This window comes from Photorhabdus sp. RM71S (assembly GCF_042879355.1).
GTDB lineage: Bacteria > Pseudomonadota > Gammaproteobacteria > Enterobacterales > Enterobacteriaceae > Photorhabdus > Photorhabdus kayaii.
The window spans coordinates 234,494-255,778 of sequence record NZ_JBHFKV010000001.1 but is presented as its reverse complement, the minus strand read 5'-3'; the positions used below and the strand labels follow the sequence as shown (position 1 = coordinate 255,778).

The window sequence follows — 21,285 nt, the reverse complement described above, 5'->3', positions numbered from 1 at the left end:
GTTTCGGTCAGTTGTGTATAGGCCATAGTGCATTTTCCTTTGGCGAGAAAGATGCCTACTATAGCAACTGACCGCCCTTCTGAAAAATTGCACTTATTAGTCGAATCTGCCTTTTTTAATTATATTAATCAGTTTATTTATCGTGGATTATAAAATTGAATGGATTTTATTGTCATTTAATAAAGTTATTATCCGAAATCACTTATGCTGGTATATGTGGTAATTGTTCTTCATTTCTAGTGAATAAAACGGGACTAGCCAATAGTTATCTGGAAAATCCTTATTTGGTTTTTTGATCTATTATAGTGTTAGTGAATTAAAATAGTATAAGAGTTAAATGGTCAATAAAATATTGACCATTAGCGAATACTATCAATAAGGTTATTAGGCGCTCTCGGTTATTGCTTATGACCTAAGAAGCACTTTAATTCAGGGAGATTGCCATTTTCTCTGAATCTGGCAGGCGTGGTATTAAAGTGCTTTTTGAAGATCCGGGTAAATGTTGCCTGAGAACTGAAACCATACTGTAAGGCGATATCAAGGATTGGTAGGTTTTCTTCACGCAGAGATCTTGCTGCTTCGTGTAAACGCCGCTTACGAACATATTCACCCAAGGTATAGCCTTTCACTTCTTTAAACACTCTTTGTAGATGCCACTTTGAATAACCGCTTCTGTCAGCAATGGTCGCTATTTTTATACCTTCGTTACGTTGGAGCTGAGTTTCGAGCCATCTGACAATATCATTCACTACACTTTCTGACATTTTCACCTCCCACTGATAGTGGGCTAGTTGCTAAAATATTAGATTTCGTTAGTTATTTCTATAAGGATAATAACTATAGTTATTAATGAGTGTATTTTAAAATAAATCCGGGATATCTATAGGCAAAAAATGCTATTTATAATTGATAATTATTATCATTTATGCAAATTTCCTTTGTTTTAATAATAAGTAGCATCAAATGATCTTCACTAATTTATTCAAAACAGTATCATCGTTCGTCATTTAATTTAATGGAGGTTGTAATGCAATCGGACTTGGCTTTTTTAACTAAAAAGTTGGCATTTTTTGTTCTTTATGCTCTGATTTTAGCCATGATCATAGGCTTACTCTTTATTGATGTTATCTATTTGCAGAATGCAGTGAAGGAGAACTCATTAACTGAAATTGCTCAGGAAAGTATACTGTTTGTTATTTCTGCTGTATTTCTGCTGGAAGCGAAAAAGAATAGTCAATTACGTCCTGCATTAGTTTTGATATCAGGTTTTTTTGCTTGTTTATTGATAAGAGAGCTGGATGCTATATTTGATGAAATATTTCATGGTGCCTGGGCGTGGATTGCTATTCCGTTAGCGCTAATTTGTATTTTTTACTCTGCTTATAAAGGTAGGGATACGTTGGCTGGGCTTGTTCATTTTACGCGCCATCAAAGTTACAGCATGATGGTTGCAGGTATTTTGTGTGTACTCGTTTTTTCCCGTTTGTTTGGTATGGGAGAATTATGGAAAGGTTTGATGCTTGAACATTTTGATCGAACAGCAAAAAATATGGTTGAGGAAGGATGTGAACTTCTGGGTTATTGCTTGTGCTTGATTTCAACTTTCTGGTATCTGCCTGATGCAATAAAGTTTCGTAAGTAAAGAGTAAGACAGGCAATTGGCTGAAATAATTTGCCTGTCAAATTTACTGTTATTGCCTCAAATAAATCTGAGGCTGTTGAGTCTCAGGATGGCGGGTAATGCCAAGATCTGCTTGATACCATTTTCTCAGAGTGTGATCATTTAGTACTTCTTCTGGTGTACCCGCAGCGACTAACTTCCCTTTATGTAATAGAAAGATTTTATCTGCATAGAGAGCAGCAAGATTCAAATCATGTAGAACACAGCACATAGCCATAGGCTGTTTCCGTGTCAGTCGGTAAAGCAGGCGTAAAGTATGTTGCTGGTGGTAGAGATCCAAGGCCGATGTTGGTTCATCAAGAAACAAGCAACACTCTGTCGGTGTTGGATGCCAAAGTTGGGCAAGGACACGAGCGAGTTGTACTCTTTGCTGCTCACCACCAGAGAGTTGCCGGTAGTCACGGTGACGTAATTCCTGGCAATCCGTTTGTTCAATAACGGTATCAATTGCTGTCTGTTTATGATGAATACCATGAGGAGAGCGCCCCATAGCGATCACTTCTTCCACACTGAAAGGGAAGGAGAGTGAGCTATGTTGACGCATGACGGCACGAGTGCGCGCTAATTGTTCCGCAGGCCATTGCTCAATGGGTATTCCATGTAAATAACATTGCCCATGTTCAGGTTTTATATATCCCGTTAATAGTCGCAATAATGTGGATTTCCCAGCGCCATTTGGCCCAATGATGGCGACAATCTCGCCTTTATTTACCGAGAGCGAAACATTATCAATAATTTTCTGGTTGCCAATTGAATAGCTTAAATTCTGTGCTTGCAGAGAAATATTATTTTTTATGGCATCCATTATGTGCGGCTCCCCGGCCCTGGTTGTTTGAGTATCAACCATAGAAAATATGGGCCGCCGATTAAACCAGTAATTAGGCCAACGGGTATTTCTGCTGGTGAGACTAATGTTCTTGCCAGTGTATCTGCGGTAAGCAGAAGAGAAGCTCCGCCTAAAGCAGCACCGGGAAGTAGCCAATTATGATCACCACCAAATCTCATTCTGATCAAATGTGGGACAACTAGTCCAACAAATCCAATAACACCACTTAATGCAACAGCACTGCCAATAAGCAGGGCGCTGAGTAGTAATAACTGGAATTTAGTGCGTTGGACATTTATACCAAGATAGTGGGCCTCTTCATCTCCTAATTGCAGCAGATTCAGTTTACGGGCCTGACTGAATGTTAGGATAATAGCGGGAATAATTAAAGAAGCTGTAATTGCCAACGTCGGCCACTCTATCTGGCTGAGTGAACCCATCATCCATAAAGAGAATTGTCGTAGCTGTTGATCGTCACTGATATAGCTCAGGACACCAATAGCAGACATACAAAGGGCATTGATAGCAATCCCGGCGAGTAATAAGCGGGCCAGATTTCCGTAATTATATTTATTGAGTGAAAAAATCAGTAATGAAATTAACAGGCTGCCAATAAAAGCGGCGATAATATGTCCATACACAGCGATGACAGATGGCAGGCTAACTGGCAGAACAATTGCCATTGCAACCATCAATGCGGCTCCACTGCTAATACCTAGTAGGCCAGGATCAGCGAGTGGATTGCGAAATAACCCTTGCATTACAGCCCCGGAAGTCGCTAAAGCACAGCCAACCAGTATGGCTAATAGCACCCTTGGTAATCTGATATTCAGCCAGATTTGCCACTGGGGATCACTAATGGAAGATTCCCATAATGTCTTGAAAGATAATGATAATGCGCCAATATTGGCAGAACCAATAGCCAACCCGGACAGTAACAAACAAAGAAACGCCAAGCCCAAACCCGGAGACTTCATACGGCTCATTGAGTCTTCTCCGCCGCCTGTCTGAGTTGTTTCATCACTGAGGGGGTTTCGAGGCCAAAACCGAGTAGCCCCATATCATCTACAATTAAAACCCGTTGTTTTTGACCGGCAGGGGTGTGTTTCAATCCGGGTAATTGCCAGATTTTATCCAAACCGCCCATTGATTTAATACCATCTTCCGTCACTAATAACAGATCTGGTGCGCTGGCAATAACACCTTCCTGGGAAAGTGGGCGGTAATTGTTGAAACCTTGCATGGCATTAGTGGCACCAACAGCGCGAATCATTTTGTCCGCTGCGGTTTTTTGGCCGGCAGCCATTGGCATGATACCTCCGTGACTCATCACAAACAGAATACGAGTCGGCAAGGTAGTTGTTGGTATTTCTGCCAGTGCTTTTTGATATTGTTGAATCAGTTGTGCACCGCGTTCAGTCTGATTGACCGCCTTAGCGACGGTCTTAATTTTTTCAGGAACGGCTTCTAACGCTGCTTTTCCGGTTATCTGAATCACTTCTACACCAGAATCCTGGAGCTGCTTAAGTGCCAGTGAAGGTTTTGCCAACTCACTGGTTAGCACCAGTGTCGGATTCATAGAGAGAATGCCTTCAGGGTTAAGCATTCTCATATAGCCGACATCGGGTAAGGCAAGCAATTCGGTTGGTTTCTGGCTGGTGCTGTCTCTGGCGACAACTTTTTCACCTTCACCAAGTGCAAAAACAATTTCAGATACATCGCCACCGATAGTGACGATCCGTTCAGTGGAAAAAGCACTGAACGATACCGTAAGGACAAATGTCAGAAGCCATTGTTTCATGCTACACGCTCTTCCTGTATTGATTGCAGTTTTGGCAGAGCAGCCACTTGCTCACGCCACTGAGTTTGTTCAGGAGTGCCTTCTGTACGCTGACCAAACAGTTGAGCAATCTGATTGCCATTAGCATCAAATAACTCCAGGCTGGTGACAAAACCATCCTCTGTTGGTTTACGGGTTACCCAGCTTTCAGCAATAGCACTCTCTATTAAATGTAGTGTGAAATTGCGGTTAAAGATATTAATCCATTTCTGATCTGAGTTTTCTTCCTGATGTGGCATCAGACGTTCCAGCTTTCCGGTGAAAATTTGTACGCAACCATGATTACTGACGAAGATCATGATCTCATTCTGATCGTTATAAGCGGCGTTGATAAGTTCATTCAGTGCAGAATTTCCCACCTTGTAAGCCAGATCATCCTGTACCGCATTGAAAACTTGTTGACGGCTCAGATTATGGTTTTTAAGTAACGTGAAGAATTGATGAACGTTAGTCATTGCTCGCCATTCTTTATCAAGCTGTGCTTTCAATTCATTTGTTAGAGTTGAATAGGTGATTTCTTCTATAGGTTTGATGACCAGTGTGGGGTTGTCTTCTGCCTGATATTTTTCTATCAGTGCTTCCCAGGCTGTTATATCAGTATTACCTGTTGCATAAACTTTATGCAATGCGTCACCCTGATGATCAAAAAATTGAATGCTGTGGCGCACACCATTTTTTGCGGGTTCAACCAGATAAAATATACTACTCCAATGTCCAAAGAATATCCTCAAGTCGAGTTCACGAGGGTTCAGGACCAGCCCAGCGTGGCTGCTGAAATGGGTATTTTCATACCGGCCAATTTGTTCATGAACAGCAAAATCATTGCGGGTGATCGCCTTAATTTCACCAACAACAGCTAACTCTTCCAGTAAAGTTGGGGCGTCAACATTAAGGCGTTTGGCATCGATACCAACACGGCTATGTAATAATTCACCTTCACTGACATTCAGATAGGCTGCCAGATCACGGGCATATTTGGCTTTGTTATCGGATTTGGCTTGTAGATAACGTTCATAAAGTGAATAATTCACAATTTAACTCCTTGAAATACATGTATTTAATTACCACTGGTAACTGACTAACAGTTTGGCATTGCGGCCATCCTGCGGTGTTCCCTGTGGTGAGTAGTATTCTTTATCAAAAGCATTGCCTAAAACTGCTGTAGTAGTCACACCTTTGAGCATTCCTTCACCTTGATAGCTGACATAGAAATCATTAACGCCATAGCCTGCCTGTTGTTTAGGATCTCTACCTCTAGCATCTTTACCTTTGAAGTCAGTATGCTTGGTGAATTGACCTACCCAGCCGACAGAGAAACCGGTTTGTGCAATAGGGATTTCCAGTATGCTGGTGATAGTATCTGGGCTGAGGTTATCAAGAGATCCACCGCTTTTTTCATCTTTACCTTCTGTGCGGTTGTAAGCCAGTTCCCAAGAGAACAGATTGGATTCATAGTTTATGGAAGCATCCCATCCCCAAATCTTGGCGCTAGATATATTAACAGATGTTGTGTTCCTTCCTCGGTTGACTACATCTGACTTAATATAATCTTTGGCTTTAGTATCAAAGTAACTCGCTTTAAATTTCAGCTCGTCGTTATCTGCTAGTAGATCATTGAAACGTAATCCAAAACCAGATTCCCACGTTTCGTTGCTTTCTGGACGGAGATTTGGATTAGGGGTCCAGAAGTTTCCAGGATAGTGCATAGAATCACTGTACATTTCCCCCATCGTCGGTGCACGGAAAGCTTGAGAATAAGAGGTAAACAGCATCGACCAGTCAGTTGGTGTAATACTAATAGCTCCTTTGGAAGACCATTTATCAGCGCTGACGTCCTTATATTTAGAATTCGTTCCTTTATAGTTGTCATAGCGAGTACCGACGACAATAGAGACTGGCAGGTCGCGCAGCGTTATCTCATCTTGCAACCAACCGGAATAAAAGCGTATATCAGCATCAGGGAAGCTATCAGTGTTACCTTTTGGGGTCTGTCTCTGTTTGTAAGTTTCACCACCGTAAGTAAATTGATGTGCCAGAGGGCTGTCTGTCCACAGGCGGGAGCGGTTTTCCAATTTTACGCCATAGGTTTTCTGTTTACGGCCTTCGAAACCCTTCTCTTTAGTACGGGCATCAATAGTGATATCGGAATAATAAAGGTCAGTTTTGGCATTTAACCAATCATATTCTGCTGGATTTAATTGGTAGCTGAGTTGGGCGTCACGTTGAGTTGTCGTGCGATCAGTCCATGATTTAGGTTTATTATTTTTACTAGTAAGAGATTGCGGATTTTTAGGCTGATTAGCCTCATTACGGTAATAGCGTAATTGGCTGCTTAAGGACTGGTTGTCATCAATTTTCCAACTGCCTTTTGCCATCAGGTTACTGATAAATTCGTCATTATCGGCAACCACACCACCACCGTGACGGATGTTACCTGAATCACGGGTACTGAAGGCAAATACACCATCCAGGGATTCTGATTTCGCGAACGTTGCACCACCAAAGCCCATACTATGGTCACCCGTTGCACCGCGGGCAAAAACGCGGAATCCGTGATCTTGACCAGCTTGCAGAAGATTTGCGGCATCGACAGTTTGATAAGCGATCACACCGCCTAAGGCACCACTGCCGTAGAGTAGGGCGGAAGGGCCGCGTACAACTTCGACTTGTTTAATGAGTGCTGGGTCCAGGAACGTGCCATTGATATGACCGGTATCGGTACCTTGGCGAATACCGTCAATCAACGTCAAAACACCTTTTGGACCATAACCACGCAGACTAACATCTTGCCCATTAGCACGGTTTGTACCGGCTATATTAATACCGGGTATTTTTTTGATGAGGTCGTTAGCATTACCGGCTGTCTGACTTTGTGGTGACTTACTCTTTATCACAGTTACCATCATGGGAGCGTCGAAACTATCCCTTTCATTACCTGTTGCATAAACAGTTATCACCTCGCGGGATGATTTATCACTGTCGGCATCGAGCGATTTTGTTGCCGCATAAGCAGCCGGAATACTACTGATAATTGCCAAGCTTAATGCTGATAGTTTGAGTGTTGATCTTGCAGATTGAGACATCAGGCGAATCTCCATAATAATATTTTATGAGTTATGGATATAGCTGGCTGCCCCGATACGCGATCCGGGTGGCTGGCTGAGTTATTATTTTATTTAGTTAGTATCAGCTTACCGGCTTTAGTTTGGCGCAATTGGTAGAATTCTCCTTGGTGACGAATTCTGGTAATTCCTAGCTCACCTAATAGTTGTTTACTGTCAATGTAGCCAATTTCTACAATTTCAGCAGGATAGGTGTTGCATTGTTTTTCAAGTGTAATACAAGAATGTTGGTGACATATTTTAGTCATAAAACCACTTTGCGAATACTAACTATTATCATAGTGAGAATTATTATCGTTATATAAAGAGGTGACTTCAAGCAATATTTTTGGTGGTCAGGAGCAACATATTAATGAAATTTAATTAATGTGTTGTCAGTTAGCCTCTTATGAATGAAAAAGGCTAACTCGGAATAAGGATTTAGAAACGGTAACTTACTGCTTCGGCGAGAATGTCAATAAGCTGTTCTGTATCTTGCCAGTTTAGACAAGGATCTGTGATCGATTGACCGTAATTTAGCGGTTGCCCCTGAATGACTTGCTGGGTGCCTTCAACCAGAAAACTTTCAACCATCACACCGACAATAGCGGTAGAACCCTCTTGAATCTGGTGGCCCACCTCTTTTGCTATAGTCAGTTGGCGTTTATGAATTTTTTGACAATTACCATGACTGAAATCGATAACTAAATGTTCTGGTAAATTAAATTCACGTAGTTGAGTACAAGCTGTAGCAATATCTTTAGCACTGTAATTAGGTTGTTTGCCTCCACGCATAATAATGTGGCCGTATGGGTTGCCTTCGGTTTGATAGATGGTCATCTGGCCGTGCTTATCTGGCGAGAGAAATGTGTGACAGGCACTGGCTGCACGGATTGCATCTATGGCGATACGGATGTTGCCATCCGTTCCATTTTTAAAGCCAACTGGACAGGAGAGGGCGGATGCCATTTCTCGGTGAATCTGGCTTTCTGTTGTTCTGGCTCCGATCGCGCCCCAACTGATCAGATCGGCAATATATTGGCCGGTCACCATATCCAGAAACTCGGTTGCCGTAGGTAAACCCAACTCATTGACGTCAACCAATAATTTCCGGGCCAAAGTAATGCCCCGATTTACCTGGCAAGAACCGTCGAGATAGGGATCTGAAATTAAACCTTTCCAGCCCACCACTGTGCGTGGTTTCTCAAAATAGGTGCGCATAATAATTTCCAGTCTGTGCTGGTATTTTTCACGCAATCTGTTCAGTCGCTGAGCATAATCTAAAGCGGCATCAATATCATGAATAGAGCAAGGACCGATGATTACCATAAGCCGTGGATCGTTCCCGCAAAGAATATCGGCAATACGTTTCCGTGACGCTGTCACATTGTTGACGATTTTTTCGGATACGGGAAATTGAATTGCAAGAGTTTGAGGTGTTACCAAACTGTCGACACGGTGAGTCCTTAAACCATCTGTTTTGTACATATATTTTCTCGAAGTTCGTTTCACATTAGCAGGCATATCTATAGGTAATTGAAATTACAATAAACGAAAACGACTAAGTTAAACAAATGATATAATTAATCATATGATAAATTTTTTTCCATTATTCCTATTGATATATTTTTAAAACATTCGGCGGTTTAGCTTCATCATATCGATTATTTTGGTTGAGATTTCTTCAACAGAATAATTGGTGGTGTTAAGATAATTAATCTTATTCTTACGGAATAAAGCTTCAACTTCGGAAATTTCTATTCTACATTGCCTCAATGATGCATAACGGCTATTTTCTCGACGTTCTTCCCTAATCGCTGCCAGCCGTTCAGGGCTTATAGTTAAACCGAATAACTTATGTTGAAATTGTTTTAATGTCGCAGGTAATTGTAAATTGTCCATATCATCCGCAGTAAAAGGATAATTTGCAGCCTGAATACCAAATTGCATGGCTAAATAGAGGCTAGTGGGTGTTTTCCCACAGCGGGATACGCCCAATAGGATAACCTGTGCCTGGTCAAGATTACGTAAAGAGATACCATCATCATGTGCCAGGGCATAATCAATAGCAGCTATACGTGCATCGTACTGGCTGAGATTCTTCTCAGTCAGGCCGTGAGTGCGATTAAGTTCGGGTTTGGGTTCCAACCCGGTTTCTTGCTGTAATGGCGCTACCAGTGTTTGTACAATGTCCTGACAAAATCCTTCGCTGCTGGTAATAATATTTTTCACTCCAGAAGAGATAATAGAATAGAAAACTAAAGGTCTTATACGCGTATCCTGATATATCTGATTTATTTGTTGCTTTATTTCTTCTGCGCGGGTTTCACTGGCAACAAAAGGAAGAGTATAAGAAGTTATTTTGATGGGAAATTGTGATAAGACAGCATGGCCCAATACTTCTGCGGTAATTGCCGTGCCATCTGAAATAAAAAAGACAGTGCGTTCAACACTTTCAACACTATTACGACCATTACGTTTCGCTGATGTTTCTAATCTGAATTTTGCCATGATATTTATAGTGACCTTTTATCTTTCCAATCGTTTAGTTAAATGAAACCGAGTTTCGATTTTCTGCAAAGTATACCTAAGAAAAAAATAATGTGTTGGGTTGATCGATTCACCTTTCTATGTGTGCGAAAACATTGTGTTAGTCTATTTATGACTGCGCTATGCAGTGCCAATTTTCCGATTTGTATACCCTATGGATTTCAAGATGCATCGCGACGGTAAGGGAGCGAATCCCCGGGAGCATAGATAACGATGTGACTGGGGTGAGTGAGTGCAGCCAACAAAGAGGCAACTTGAAAGATAACGGGTATCTCTCACGAATGCTAAAAGGATTGTTTTAATGCCCAATAATGACCTCACTCCGCGTAATGTGCTTTGGTATAACCAATTAGGTATGCATGATATTGACCGGGTTGGTGGTAAAAACGCCTCCCTGGGAGAAATGATCACTCACCTGTCAGAGTTGGGGGTTTCTGTCCCGAATGGTTTCGCCACGACAGCACAGGCATTTAATGATTTCTTGGAACAAAGTGGTGTCAATCAGCGTATTTATGACTTGCTGGATGAAACGGATGTTGATGATGTCAATCAACTGGCTAAAGCCGGTGCACAAATTCGCCAATGGGTGATTGATACACCATTTACGCCACAACTAGAAAAAGATATTCAGGATGCTTATCAACAGTTGTCTGAAGGAGAGCCTGAAGCCTCTTTTGCTGTACGTTCTTCGGCAACGGCTGAGGATATGCCTGACGCCTCTTTTGCCGGGCAGCAGGAAACCTTTCTAAACGTGCAAGGCATTGATACTGTGATGGTTGCCATCAAACATGTGTTTGCTTCATTGTTTAATGATCGCGCTATTTCCTATCGTGTCCATCAGGGATATGACCATCGGGGGGTTGCATTATCAGCGGGTGTACAACGTATGGTGCGTTCTGATCTCGCCTCTTCCGGTGTGATGTTCACTATTGATACTGAATCAGGGTTTGATCAGGTTGTTTTTATTACCTCTGCTTACGGATTGGGTGAGATGGTTGTTCAGGGCGCTGTGAATCCGGATGAGTTCTATGTTCATAAATCAACCCTGAATAAGGGTAAACCAGCAATTGTGCGACGTAATCTGGGTTCTAAAAAACTGCATATGATCTATGCTGACAATAAAGAACATGGCAAGCAGGTACGCATCGAAGATGTACCAGCATCACAACGCAATCGTTTCTCTTTAGCTGATGAAGAAGTTGAGGCATTGGCGCGTCAGGCGTTACTAATTGAAAAACATTATGGCCGACCAATGGATATTGAATGGGCTAAAGATGGTCATAACGGCAAGTTATACATTGTTCAGGCGCGTCCTGAAACTGTCCGCTCAAATCAGCAGGTTATGGAACGTTACCAACTGAATGAACAAGGTCAGGTATTGGTGGAAGGACGTGCCATAGGCCATCGTATTGGTGCAGGTCGAGTAAAAGTTATTCACAACTTGAATGAAATGGATCGCATCCAACCGGGTGATGTTCTGGTTACTGATATGACCGATCCGGATTGGGAGCCTATTATGAAAAAAGCTGCTGCGATTGTGACTAACCGCGGTGGCCGGACCTGTCATGCAGCGATTATTGCCCGTGAATTGGGCATTCCCGCAGTTGTTGGATGTGGTGATGCAACGGAACGTTTGAAAGAGAATCAGTCGGTGACAGTGTCCTGTGCGGAAGGTGATACGGGTTTTGTTTATCAAAATCAACTGAATTTTACTGTACAAAGTTCTCAAGTCGATCAGTTACCAGAGCTTGATGTAAAAATTATGCTAAACGTCGGCAATCCAGATCGTGCATTTGATTTTGCCCGTTTGCCGAATGATGGTGTAGGTCTTGCTCGTTTGGAATTTATTATCAATCGGATGATTGGTGTACATCCCCGAGCATTACTGGAGTTTGATCAGCAAACTCCTGAGTTGCAGCAAGAGATAAAATCGCTGATGGCAGGTTATGACAACCCGGTTGAGTTCTATGTTGGGCGCTTGACGGAGGGGATTGCCACTCTGGCGGCTGCATTCTGGCCGAAACGGGTTATTGTCCGTTTGTCTGATTTTAAATCCAATGAATATGCCAATCTGGTTGGTGGTGACATTTATGAACCTGATGAAGAGAACCCTATGCTAGGTTTCCGTGGTGCAGGGCGTTATGTTTCTGACAGTTTCCGTCGCTGTTTTGCATTGGAGTGCGAAGCCGTTAAACGTGTACGTAATGATATGGAGTTGACCAACGTTGAAATTATGATCCCGTTCGTTCGTACGGTAGCGCAGGCTGAAGCAGTGATTGCTGAATTGGCATCCCAAGGGTTGAAGCGCGGTGAAAACGGATTGAAAGTCATTATGATGTGCGAGATTCCGTCCAACGCAATTCTGGCAGAACAGTTCCTTGAACATTTTGATGGCTTCTCTATTGGTTCTAATGATATGACTCAACTGACTCTTGGTTTGGATCGGGATTCTGGGGTGGTATCTGAACTATTTGATGAACGTAATGATGCGGTCAAAGCGCTGCTCTCATTGGCTATTCAAGCGGCTAAGCGTCAAAACAAGTATGTGGGAATTTGTGGTCAGGGGCCTTCAGACCATCAGGATTTTGCTCATTGGTTGATGGAAGAAGGGATTGATAGCCTGTCATTAAATCCAGATACCGTTGTAAAAACTTGGTTAGGATTAGCGAAAGTGAGTTAATTGAGAATAATACTCAATTGAAACTAAAGGCCCGTCAAAATAATGGCGGGTTTTTTAACAACTAGAGTCGTTAATTATCGTTCTAAGGGAAAGTATAAAAATAGCAAAAAAAAAGCCTATCATGGGCGTGATAGGCAAGGACTACACACAGCAATATAGGTGTTTCTAACAAGTAGAACCATCAAAAGGAGAAATAAACGTCTCGTTCATAGCCCACTTATATTAATTTAGTTAAATAGTTTATTCATTAAGAATTGTCCTAATTTACGTATTATTTACGGCTATAATGAGCCAAATTTAACGATTTTTTAACAATTACTTTACAATAATGATATTTAATAAATCAGCACCTCAGAAGAATGATAAGTTTTATTGAGATTATGATTTAGCGAAAGAGCTAACTCTCTTTCGCTATATAAGTCAGAATTAATTATCATACAAATTTATTCTGAAAATTTCTGTTCCAGATATTTTTCAGTTTCGGCTAAATCATTTTTAGGTTCTGGGACTTCATTCATCCATGCGATTAATAAACGATAAGCAACTGCTAATACAACGGGGCCGATAAATAAGCCAATCATGCCAAATGAGAGTATTCCACCAATAACGCCTATTAATATTAGCACCATAGGTAAATCTGCGCCCAGACGGATTAAAAATGGGCGAAGAAACCCATCCATTGTCGTTACGATACCGCTCCAGACCAGTAGCACGGTTCCCCAGGTTGTATCACCTGTCCAATAAAGCCAGGCAACAGCGGGAACTAAAATCAGTAATGGGCCGAGTTGAGCGACACAACAGACAAACATGAGTACTGTCAGTAATGTAGCATAAGGAATGCCTGAAACAGCCAAGCCAAGACCACCGATAATGGCTTGAACCAATGCGGTAACCACCACTCCAAGCGCTACGGCACGGATGGATTGTGCTGCTAACAGGATGGCGGCATCTCCGCGTTTATTTGCCAAGCGAATGGCAAAATGGCGAATGCTCATCGTCACCTGTTCTCCTTTTAGATATAAGAGCACGCTGAATAGCACCATCAAACCGAGATGGAATACGAAACGCCCGGCATTTGCTGCTTGAGTAAAGAACCAGGTTGCTGCTTCTCCAACATAAGGCTGGACTTTAGCTATCAGAACATTTCCACCATCAGTAATGAGTGAGTTCCAACCGCTGTATAGTTTATCGCCAACCAGAGGGATGTTATTCAGCCAGGTCATTGTCGGTATCTGAAAATGAGAGGGGGATTTAGCCCATTGGATTAATGGCGCGCTGTTTTCCAATAAACTACTAACCAGTAATGCGATAGGGATCACAAATAATAGGATTAACAGTAGCGTCATGATGGAGACAGCAATCCAGCGCTTACCCCACAAACTGTTCTGTAGTTTTTCTAATAATGGCCAGGTGGCGATGACAACCATGCCTGCCCAGACAAAACCAAAGATAAAAGGTTTTATCACCCAAAAACTGGTAACGATTAACAATGATAGGAAAATTAAAGTAAATAATAGTTTGGGGAGGTCGTAATGCGGTTGAGATTTGTCCATAAGTTAATTTCTCTCAGGGATTTAGTGGCGCTAAAGATAATGAATAAATAGGATGTTATCTACAGGTTACTCAAAATAGGTGAATATTATGATAAGGTAAACGCTTGCCTTCTCAGACAAATCAGTTAACGGTGGTAAATGGTTACGGCTGATTAAGGCATTGATTCAAAGATAGTATAAATAAAGCAATGTGGACACTCATTTTAAAAGGGTCAAAACGATAATGATCCCACGCATATCACAAGCACCGCACGTCAGTGAGGTCGCACAGAAGTTCTTGGATACATTAAAGGAACAAGGATTTACCGGAGATGTTGCCAGTAGTTATGCCGATCGTCTGACAATGGCGACAGATAACAGTATCTATCAACTCTTACCACAGGCTGTCGTTTTCCCTCGATCCAGTGCCGATGTGGTTTTACTGGCTCGTGTCGCAGGTGAAAAAGAATATCAGAATTTGACATTTACTCCACGCGGTGGCGGTACAGGCACAAACGGCCAGGCGCTTAATGACGGCATTGTGGTGGATATGTCCCGTTATATGAATCGCATTCTTGAGATTAACCCGGAGCAAGGTTGGGTCAGAGTTGAAGCGGGTGTGATTAAAGACCAACTGAATCAATATTTGCGTCCATATGGTTATTTCTTTTCACCGGAGCTTTCAACCAGTAACCGTGCAACATTGGGCGGTATGATTAATACTGACGCATCCGGTCAGGGCTCATTAGTCTATGGTAAAACTTCTGATCATGTTCTTAGCCTACGGGCAGTTCTATTAGGGGGGGAATTACTTGACACCCGCGCTATGGATATAGTCCAGGCGGAATCGATTGCGCAAGAGGATTCTGTTACCGGTCGCATTTATAACACGGTGCTTAGTCGTTGCCGTGAACAACGTGAACTTATCGTTGAAAAATTCCCCAAACTTAATCGCTTTCTGACCGGTTATGATTTGCGCCATGTTTTCAGTGACGATATGCGGAAATTTGACTTAGGTCGTATCTTAACCGGTTCAGAAGGAACGCTAGTTTTTATTACCGAAGCGGTTTTGGATATTACTCCGCTGCCAAAAGTTAGGCGATTGGTGAATGTGAAATATGATTCATTTGATTCTGCACTGCGTAACGCCCTTTTTATGGTGGAGGCAAAGGCATTATCGGTTGAAACCGTGGATTCCAAGGTGCTGAATTTGGCGCGTGAGGATATCGTCTGGCATTCAGTTAAGGAATTTATCACTGATGTTCCGAACAAAGATATGCAGGGGTTGAATATTGTTGAATTCAGTGGCGATGATCAACCTTTGATAGACCGGCAAGTAGAAACACTTTGTCAGCGCCTTGATGAACTGATGGATAGCAAGCAAGCTGGGGTTATTGGTTATCAAATTTGCCGAGAGTTAGCTGATATTGAGCGTATTTATGCCATGCGCAAGAAAGCGGTTGGCTTGTTAGGTAACAGTAAAGGTGCGGCGAAACCCATTCCTTTTGTGGAAGATACGTGTGTGCCGCCACAGCATCTTGCTGATTATATTGCGGAATTTCGGCAACTATTGGATAGCCATCATCTCAATTATGGTATGTTTGGTCATGTGGATGCGGGGGTGCTGCATGTTCGGCCAGCGTTGGATATGTGTGATCCTCAGCAGGAAATACTGATGAAACAGATTTCTGATGCAATTGTCAGTCTTACGGCACGTTATGGTGGTTTGCTGTGGGGAGAGCATGGTAAAGGATTTCGTGCTGAATACAGCCCGGCATTTTTCGGTAGCATCTTGTATGAAGAATTACGCCGGATTAAGGCTGCTTTTGACCCGGATAACCGCTTGAATCCGGGTAAAATTTGTCCGCCGATGGGGATTGATGCTCCTATGATGAAGGTCGATGCTGTTAAGCGAGGAACTTATGACCGGACAATTCCGGTAAATGTTAGGAATACATTCCGTGGCGCTATGGAGTGTAATGGGAATGGGCTCTGTTTTAATTTCGATGTAAAAAGCCCGATGTGTCCATCAATGAAAGTGAGTCAGCAACGTATCCATTCGCCGAAAGGACGCGCAACACTGGTGCGTGAATGGCTGCGCCTTTTGACGGAACAGGGGGTGGAGCCGACGCTACTGAAACAAGGATTAGAGCAAAAACGACCAAGTTTGCGTGGGTTGATTGAAAAGACTCGCAATAGCTGGCAGGCATGGCGTGGGGAGTATGACTTTTCTCACGAAGTGAAAGAGGCAATGTCGGGTTGTCTGGCATGCAAAGCTTGCTCAACACAGTGCCCGATTAAAATTGATGTTCCGTCATTTCGTGCACGTTTTCTTGAGTTATATCACGGCCGCTATTTTCGCCCTTTACGTGATCATATCGTGGCGAGTGCGGAAAGCAGTACGCCATTAATGGCTAAGGTCCCTCGGGTCTTTAATTTCTTCCTGAAACAATCGTGGATGCAAGAATTGAGTTGCCGGACTATCGGCATGGTGGATTTACCCTTGTTATCCAGCCCGACGCTGCACCAACAACTGGCGGGTCATTATGCACTTTCGACCACACTGGAACAGCTTGAAAAAATGGAACAAGTTCATCGTAACGAACACGTGTTGATCGTTCAGGACCCGTTCACGAGTTATTACGATGCAAAAGTTGTGGCTGATTTTGCCTATTTGGTAGAAAAATTGGGATATAAACCCGTATTGCTGCCATTTTCTCCAAACGGTAAAGCACAACATATCAAAGGCTTCTTATCCCGTTTTGCTAAAACGGCCAAAAAGACGTCAGATTTTCTGAACCGGGTTGCTGAGTTGGGTATTCCTATGGTCGGTATCGATCCAGCGCTGGTACTGTGCTACCGGGACGAATATAAAGAAATTTTGGGAGAACAGCGTGGGAAGTTTGAGGTTCAGCTTGTTCATGAATGGTTGATTAATACCTTACCAGAGAAAAGTGGCCATGAAGAAAGATCCGGTGATAAATGGTATCTATTTGGACATTGTACCGAAGTGACTATGCTACCGGGCAGTAGTCAACAGTGGGAAAAAATTTTCCATCGGTTGGGTAGCAAGCTGGATAATATCAGTGTAGGCTGCTGTGGCATGGCCGGAACCTATGGTCATGAAAACAAAAACATAGAACACTCTATTGGTATCTATAAGTTATCCTGGCAACCTGCCTTGCAGAAATTTCCATTGGAGCGCTGTCTAAGTTCCGGTTATTCCTGCCGCAGTCAGGTTAAGAGGATAGAAGGGCAAGTACTTAAGCATCCGTTGCAAGCTTTATTGGAGATAATCCCATGATTTGGAAACGTGATATTGGACTGGATAGCCTGAATCAAGTAAATAGCCAATGTATGATGGGCCATCTGGGCATAAAAATCACGCATATCGGTGATGACTATATTGAAGGCACAATGCCGGTTGATTATCGCACGCGTCAGCCATTTGGTTTATTGCATGGCGGGGCATCTGTTGTGCTGGCAGAATCACTCGGTTCTTTAGCTGGGTATCTCTGTTCCGAAGGTGAGAAAAAAGTTGTTGGGCTGGAAATCAATGCTAATCATATTCGCTCGGTTCGTAGTGGTGAAGTGAAAGGCGTATGTAAACCTATTCATATTGGCCGCAATCACCAGGTGTGGCGAATTGATATTTTTGATGAGCGGCAACATTTGTGCTGTACCTCTCGGTTAACCACATCAGTTTTGCCTGGATAAAATATAAAACAAAAATAAAAGTAGGTTATTGATATGGAGAAATAACCTACTATTTAAGTGAAAAGGTTATTTTTTAAGATAACTTACTTGAGTTGCGATAACCTTTAAGAAGTATATATATTTATAGAGCTTATCGATATTTTTATAATATTATGGGTTATTTGAGTTGATTGTATATGTTCTATAAGTTTAAATGTCTAATGGAATAGAAGTGGTGAATGATATTAAAAGAATTAATATTGGGATAGGAAAAAATCTAATTGAAAATTTTTATTTAAATCTGTAAACGCCAGTATATATCAATTAATGCTAAAATTTCAGTAGTTTTAATTAATGTCTAATTCCACTGAAATATAAAGGGTGCCTGAGAACTAAAGCCATAACAACATCTAAAAGGGCGGGAGTAAAAACCTCCCGCCTGAGGTTGCCTTACCTGTTGCTGGATTCGTAAGCCATAATTGCCGCAACCTCTGTATTACCTCGTTTGACATGGAGCTTACAGAGTGAACCCCTTGTTATCCATGTGAACAGGAGTAATGTCACACAAATAATGATCAAACTAAATATTGCGATTTTTTGCGGCTTCATCACCTTCTCTCCTTGCTTTTTGTCAGGTAAGAGGCTAGCCTTATGTTGTTCAGCATTAGGAGTAGCCTCATTTCGATTTATAGTCGGATGGGGCTTTTCTCTTCCTGCCTGGAATATAATGCTCAAGACAGAAAGTCTCAAGCACCCGGAGGCAGTATACTTTTATTGATATAAGATGCAACATCTTGAAAATATTTATTATAGTCAAGTAATACCTTTGAATTAAATTAACCAGCTAGTAAAACTATTAATAAAAAAGAAAGGAATATTGGAAGTGGAATATATATACCCTATGGATTTCAAGATGGATCGCGACGGCAAGGGAGCGAATCTCCGGGAGCATAGGTAACTATGTGACCGGGGTGAGTGAGTGCAGCCAACAAAGAGGCAACTTGAAAGATAACGGGTATAGATAAAATTGTTTATTAATGCGTTTAATTAATTGCCTCAATTAAACAGAAATTCTATTTGCATATATTATCATCATAATGGCAACCTTCATTCTGTACTTTCGGTTAACTATATCAGTTTTGTCTGACTGGCTTTTATTTTTATACTGGGGATGGAGCCATTCTCCTGTGTCTCTGAAAGCTCGCATTAATAGTGCTTTTGATGAACTTTTTGTGCTTTTGTCTTACGCCAATAAGTACAAAATAGCACAATTGATCAAACTAATAATTTATAGATAAAACAGTAAATTAAAGATATACCTTCATATGAAATGAACATAAATCATCGCATTTGTATAAAATTCGATCTGCTTAAGGTATATCCTCTTAAAACAAATGGTTGAAGTGATAAAGGTTATCATTACCATTATACGGGAGTAGAGTTCTCCGATAACGGCGGCAAAAATGACCATAGAACAAATGTGAGGTCAACTATGACAAATAGTGTTGAAACCTTTTCTCTGAATGAAACTGCATGGCAAGGAATCACCATCACCGCGAGAGCCGCAGAGCAGATCCTAAAGTTGATGCAGCAAAACCCACAAAGCAAAGGATTATATCTGGGGGTTAAGCAATCGGGATGTGCCGGCTTTGGCTATGTGTTTGAGATGGTTAACGATCCGGCACCTGATGATCTGAGGTATGAAAATGAAGGTGCATGTCTATATGTTCCTCTGAAAGCCATGCCATTTATTGATGGTACTGAAGTGGATTTTGTTCGTGAAGGTTTAAATCAGATATTTAAATTCAATAATCCAAAAGCACAACATGCCTGTGGGTGTGGTGAAAGCTTTGGTATATAAGTGTACCAATATATGTCTCAGAGCAATGTAGAAATCAGTGATGATGTGCAGACTTGGCTTAGCGATCATCGTTATAAAGAAGGCTTCTTTACTCAGGTAGCGACGGATGAGTTAGCTAAAGGTTTGAGTGAAGAGGTTGTGCGGGCCATTTCCGCAAAACGCAATGAGCCCGTATGGATGCTTGAATTTCGGCTGGAGGCTTATCGCCATTGGCTAGGAATGGAAGAGCCTCATTGGTTGAAAGCCCATTATCCCAATCTTGATTACCAAGACTACAGTTACTATTCAGCACCTTCATGCGGTGCTTGTGGTGATAGTTGCAATTCACAATCTGGTGCTGTTCAAGGGACAGGAGCGGAGCAAGCTAATAGCTATTTAACCGCAGAAATTGAAGAAGCATTTGATAAGTTGGGTGTTCCTGTCCGGGAAGGTGAAGCTGTTGCGGTAGATGCTATTTTTGACTCCGTTTCTGTTTCAACGACCTATCGGGATAAGTTAGCGAAAGAAGGGATTATTTTCTGCTCATTTAGTGAAGCGATACAGGAATATCCCGGATTGGTCCGTAAATACCTCGGCAGTGTGGTTGCAAGCCATGATAACTTTTTTGCCGCGCTGAATGCCGCGGTGGCTTCTGATGGTACTTTTGTTTATGTGCCAAAAGGCGTTCGATGCCCAATGGAACTGTCCACCTATTTCCGTATCAACGCTGCGAAAACGGGACAATTTGAGCGCACTATCCTGGTTGCTGATGAAGGCAGTTATGTCAGCTATATAGAAGGATGCTCTGCACCGGTGCGTGATAGCTATCAGCTTCATGCCGCTGTTGTCGAAGTGATTATCCATAAAGATGCCGAAGTAAAATATTCCACGGTACAAAACTGGTTTTCCGGTGGTGATAGTGCCGGGGGGATTCTCAACTTTGTCACTAAAAGAGCATTATGTGAAGGCGAAAATGCCAAAATGTCTTGGACTCAATCGGAAACAGGTTCCGCAATTACTTGGAAATATCCCAGTGTGATCCTGAAAGGGGATAACTCGATTGGCGAGTTTTTCTCCGTTGCGCTGACTAACGGTACTCAACAGGCAGATACCGGTACCAAGATGATCCACATTGGCCGTAATACCAAATCGACCATTATTTCAAAGGGCATTTCTGCCGGTCGTAGTCAGAACAGTTATCGTGGGCTGGTTAAAATATTACCGGGAGCAGAAAACGCTCGTAACTATACCCAATGTGACTCCATGTTGATTGGTACTGAATGTGGCGCGCATACATTCCCTTATGTAGAAGTACAGAACAATACGGCGCAACTGGAGCATGAAGCGACAACCTCCCGCATTGGTGAAGATCAATTGTTCTATTGCTTGCAACGTGGCATCAGTGAAGATGATGCGATTTCCATGATTGTTAATGGATTCTGTAAGGATGTGTTCTCTGAACTTCCCCTGGAATTTGCTGTTGAAGCACAAAAATTGCTGGCGATCAGCCTTGAACACAGCGTCGGATGAATTTTCTCG

Annotated in this window: 17 protein-coding genes and 1 other RNA gene; 6 read left to right on the top strand and 12 right to left on the bottom strand. The window is 42.2% G+C overall.

The features are described from left to right. Positions 1-398: 398 nt before the first annotated feature. Complete coding sequence (locus ACGF5R_RS01095) at positions 399-764, bottom strand: helix-turn-helix domain-containing protein (protein WP_387689301.1); 366 nt, start codon at positions 762-764, stop codon at positions 399-401. 263 nt (positions 765-1,027) lie between these two features. On the opposite strand from ACGF5R_RS01095, the gene ACGF5R_RS01090 reads away from it, so the two are divergent. Next, complete coding sequence (locus ACGF5R_RS01090; RefSeq protein WP_112875748.1) at positions 1,028-1,642, top strand: hypothetical protein; 615 nt, start codon at positions 1,028-1,030, stop codon at positions 1,640-1,642. Between the two features lie 49 nt (positions 1,643-1,691). On the opposite strand, the gene ACGF5R_RS01085 is transcribed toward ACGF5R_RS01090, so the two are convergent. From ACGF5R_RS01085 to ACGF5R_RS01050, 8 genes are all read right to left on the bottom strand, one after another. After that, entirely contained in the window at positions 1,692-2,486 is a 795-nt protein-coding gene (locus ACGF5R_RS01085; protein WP_112875749.1) for a heme ABC transporter ATP-binding protein, read from the bottom strand. Then, positions 2,486-3,493: an iron ABC transporter permease gene (locus ACGF5R_RS01080; RefSeq protein ID WP_112875750.1), complete on the bottom strand. Its 1,008-nt coding sequence runs from the start codon at positions 3,491-3,493 to the stop codon at positions 2,486-2,488. The genes ACGF5R_RS01085 and ACGF5R_RS01080 overlap by 1 nt, the downstream gene beginning before the upstream one ends. After that, on the bottom strand, positions 3,490-4,308 hold the full coding sequence (locus ACGF5R_RS01075; RefSeq protein WP_112875751.1) for a hemin ABC transporter substrate-binding protein: 819 nt from the start codon (positions 4,306-4,308) through the stop codon (positions 3,490-3,492). The genes ACGF5R_RS01080 and ACGF5R_RS01075 overlap by 4 nt, the downstream gene beginning before the upstream one ends. Next, a complete protein-coding gene (locus tag ACGF5R_RS01070; RefSeq protein WP_112875752.1) occupies positions 4,305-5,378 on the bottom strand; it encodes a hemin-degrading factor in 1,074 nt (357 codons plus the stop codon). The genes ACGF5R_RS01075 and ACGF5R_RS01070 overlap by 4 nt, the downstream gene beginning before the upstream one ends. A gap of 30 nt (positions 5,379-5,408) precedes the next feature. After that, entirely contained in the window at positions 5,409-7,430 is a 2,022-nt protein-coding gene (locus ACGF5R_RS01065; protein WP_112875753.1) for a TonB-dependent hemoglobin/transferrin/lactoferrin family receptor, read from the bottom strand. An 89-nt stretch (positions 7,431-7,519) separates the two neighbouring features. Continuing rightward, on the bottom strand, positions 7,520-7,717 hold the full coding sequence (hemP, locus tag ACGF5R_RS01060) for a hemin uptake protein HemP (protein ID WP_112875754.1): 198 nt from the start codon (positions 7,715-7,717) through the stop codon (positions 7,520-7,522). A 172-nt stretch (positions 7,718-7,889) separates the two neighbouring features. Then, a complete protein-coding gene (locus ACGF5R_RS01055; RefSeq protein ID WP_112875755.1) occupies positions 7,890-8,936 on the bottom strand; it encodes a 3-deoxy-7-phosphoheptulonate synthase in 1,047 nt (348 codons plus the stop codon). Between the two features lie 141 nt (positions 8,937-9,077). Further along, positions 9,078-9,959, bottom strand: a complete 882-nt coding sequence (locus tag ACGF5R_RS01050; protein ID WP_112875756.1) for a pyruvate, water dikinase regulatory protein — start codon at positions 9,957-9,959, stop codon at positions 9,078-9,080. A 340-nt stretch (positions 9,960-10,299) separates the two neighbouring features. On the opposite strand from ACGF5R_RS01050, the gene ppsA reads away from it, so the two are divergent. Continuing rightward, the gene (gene ppsA, locus ACGF5R_RS01045; protein WP_112875757.1) at positions 10,300-12,678 is read left to right on the top strand and encodes a phosphoenolpyruvate synthase; all 2,379 of its coding nucleotides are present in this window, start codon (positions 10,300-10,302) and stop codon (positions 12,676-12,678) included. 104 nt (positions 12,679-12,782) lie between these two features. Here the strand turns inward: ppsA and rprA are convergent. Both rprA and ydiK read right to left on the bottom strand, forming a co-directional pair. Further along, positions 12,783-12,896: antisense sRNA RprA (gene rprA, locus ACGF5R_RS01040), an RNA gene on the bottom strand. A 225-nt stretch (positions 12,897-13,121) separates the two neighbouring features. Continuing rightward, complete coding sequence (ydiK, locus tag ACGF5R_RS01035) at positions 13,122-14,231, bottom strand: AI-2E family transporter YdiK (RefSeq protein ID WP_112875758.1); 1,110 nt, start codon at positions 14,229-14,231, stop codon at positions 13,122-13,124. Positions 14,232-14,454: 223 nt separating this feature from the next. Here ydiK and ACGF5R_RS01030 point away from each other — a divergent pair, with 223 nt between their 5' ends. Then, positions 14,455-17,514, top strand: a complete 3,060-nt coding sequence (locus ACGF5R_RS01030) for an FAD-binding and (Fe-S)-binding domain-containing protein (RefSeq protein ID WP_387689298.1) — start codon at positions 14,455-14,457, stop codon at positions 17,512-17,514. After that, the gene (locus ACGF5R_RS01025; protein ID WP_112893949.1) at positions 17,511-17,927 is read left to right on the top strand and encodes a hotdog fold thioesterase; all 417 of its coding nucleotides are present in this window, start codon (positions 17,511-17,513) and stop codon (positions 17,925-17,927) included. Before ACGF5R_RS01030 ends, ACGF5R_RS01025 begins: the two co-directional genes overlap by 4 nt. 429 nt (positions 17,928-18,356) lie before the next feature. Here the strand turns inward: ACGF5R_RS01025 and ACGF5R_RS01020 are convergent, their stop codons facing one another. Continuing rightward, positions 18,357-18,515 (bottom strand): Hok/Gef family protein, encoded by a 159-nt coding sequence (locus ACGF5R_RS01020; RefSeq protein ID WP_112875903.1) that lies wholly within the window; start codon positions 18,513-18,515, stop codon positions 18,357-18,359. Positions 18,516-19,398: 883 nt separating this feature from the next. Between ACGF5R_RS01020 and sufA the strand changes: the two genes are divergently transcribed. Beyond that, the gene (gene sufA, locus ACGF5R_RS01015; RefSeq protein WP_262979983.1) at positions 19,399-19,767 is read left to right on the top strand and encodes a Fe-S cluster assembly scaffold SufA; all 369 of its coding nucleotides are present in this window, start codon (positions 19,399-19,401) and stop codon (positions 19,765-19,767) included. A gap of 12 nt (positions 19,768-19,779) precedes the next feature. Then, complete coding sequence (gene sufB / locus ACGF5R_RS01010; protein WP_387689295.1) at positions 19,780-21,276, top strand: Fe-S cluster assembly protein SufB; 1,497 nt, start codon at positions 19,780-19,782, stop codon at positions 21,274-21,276. Positions 21,277-21,285: the final 9 nt, after the last annotated feature.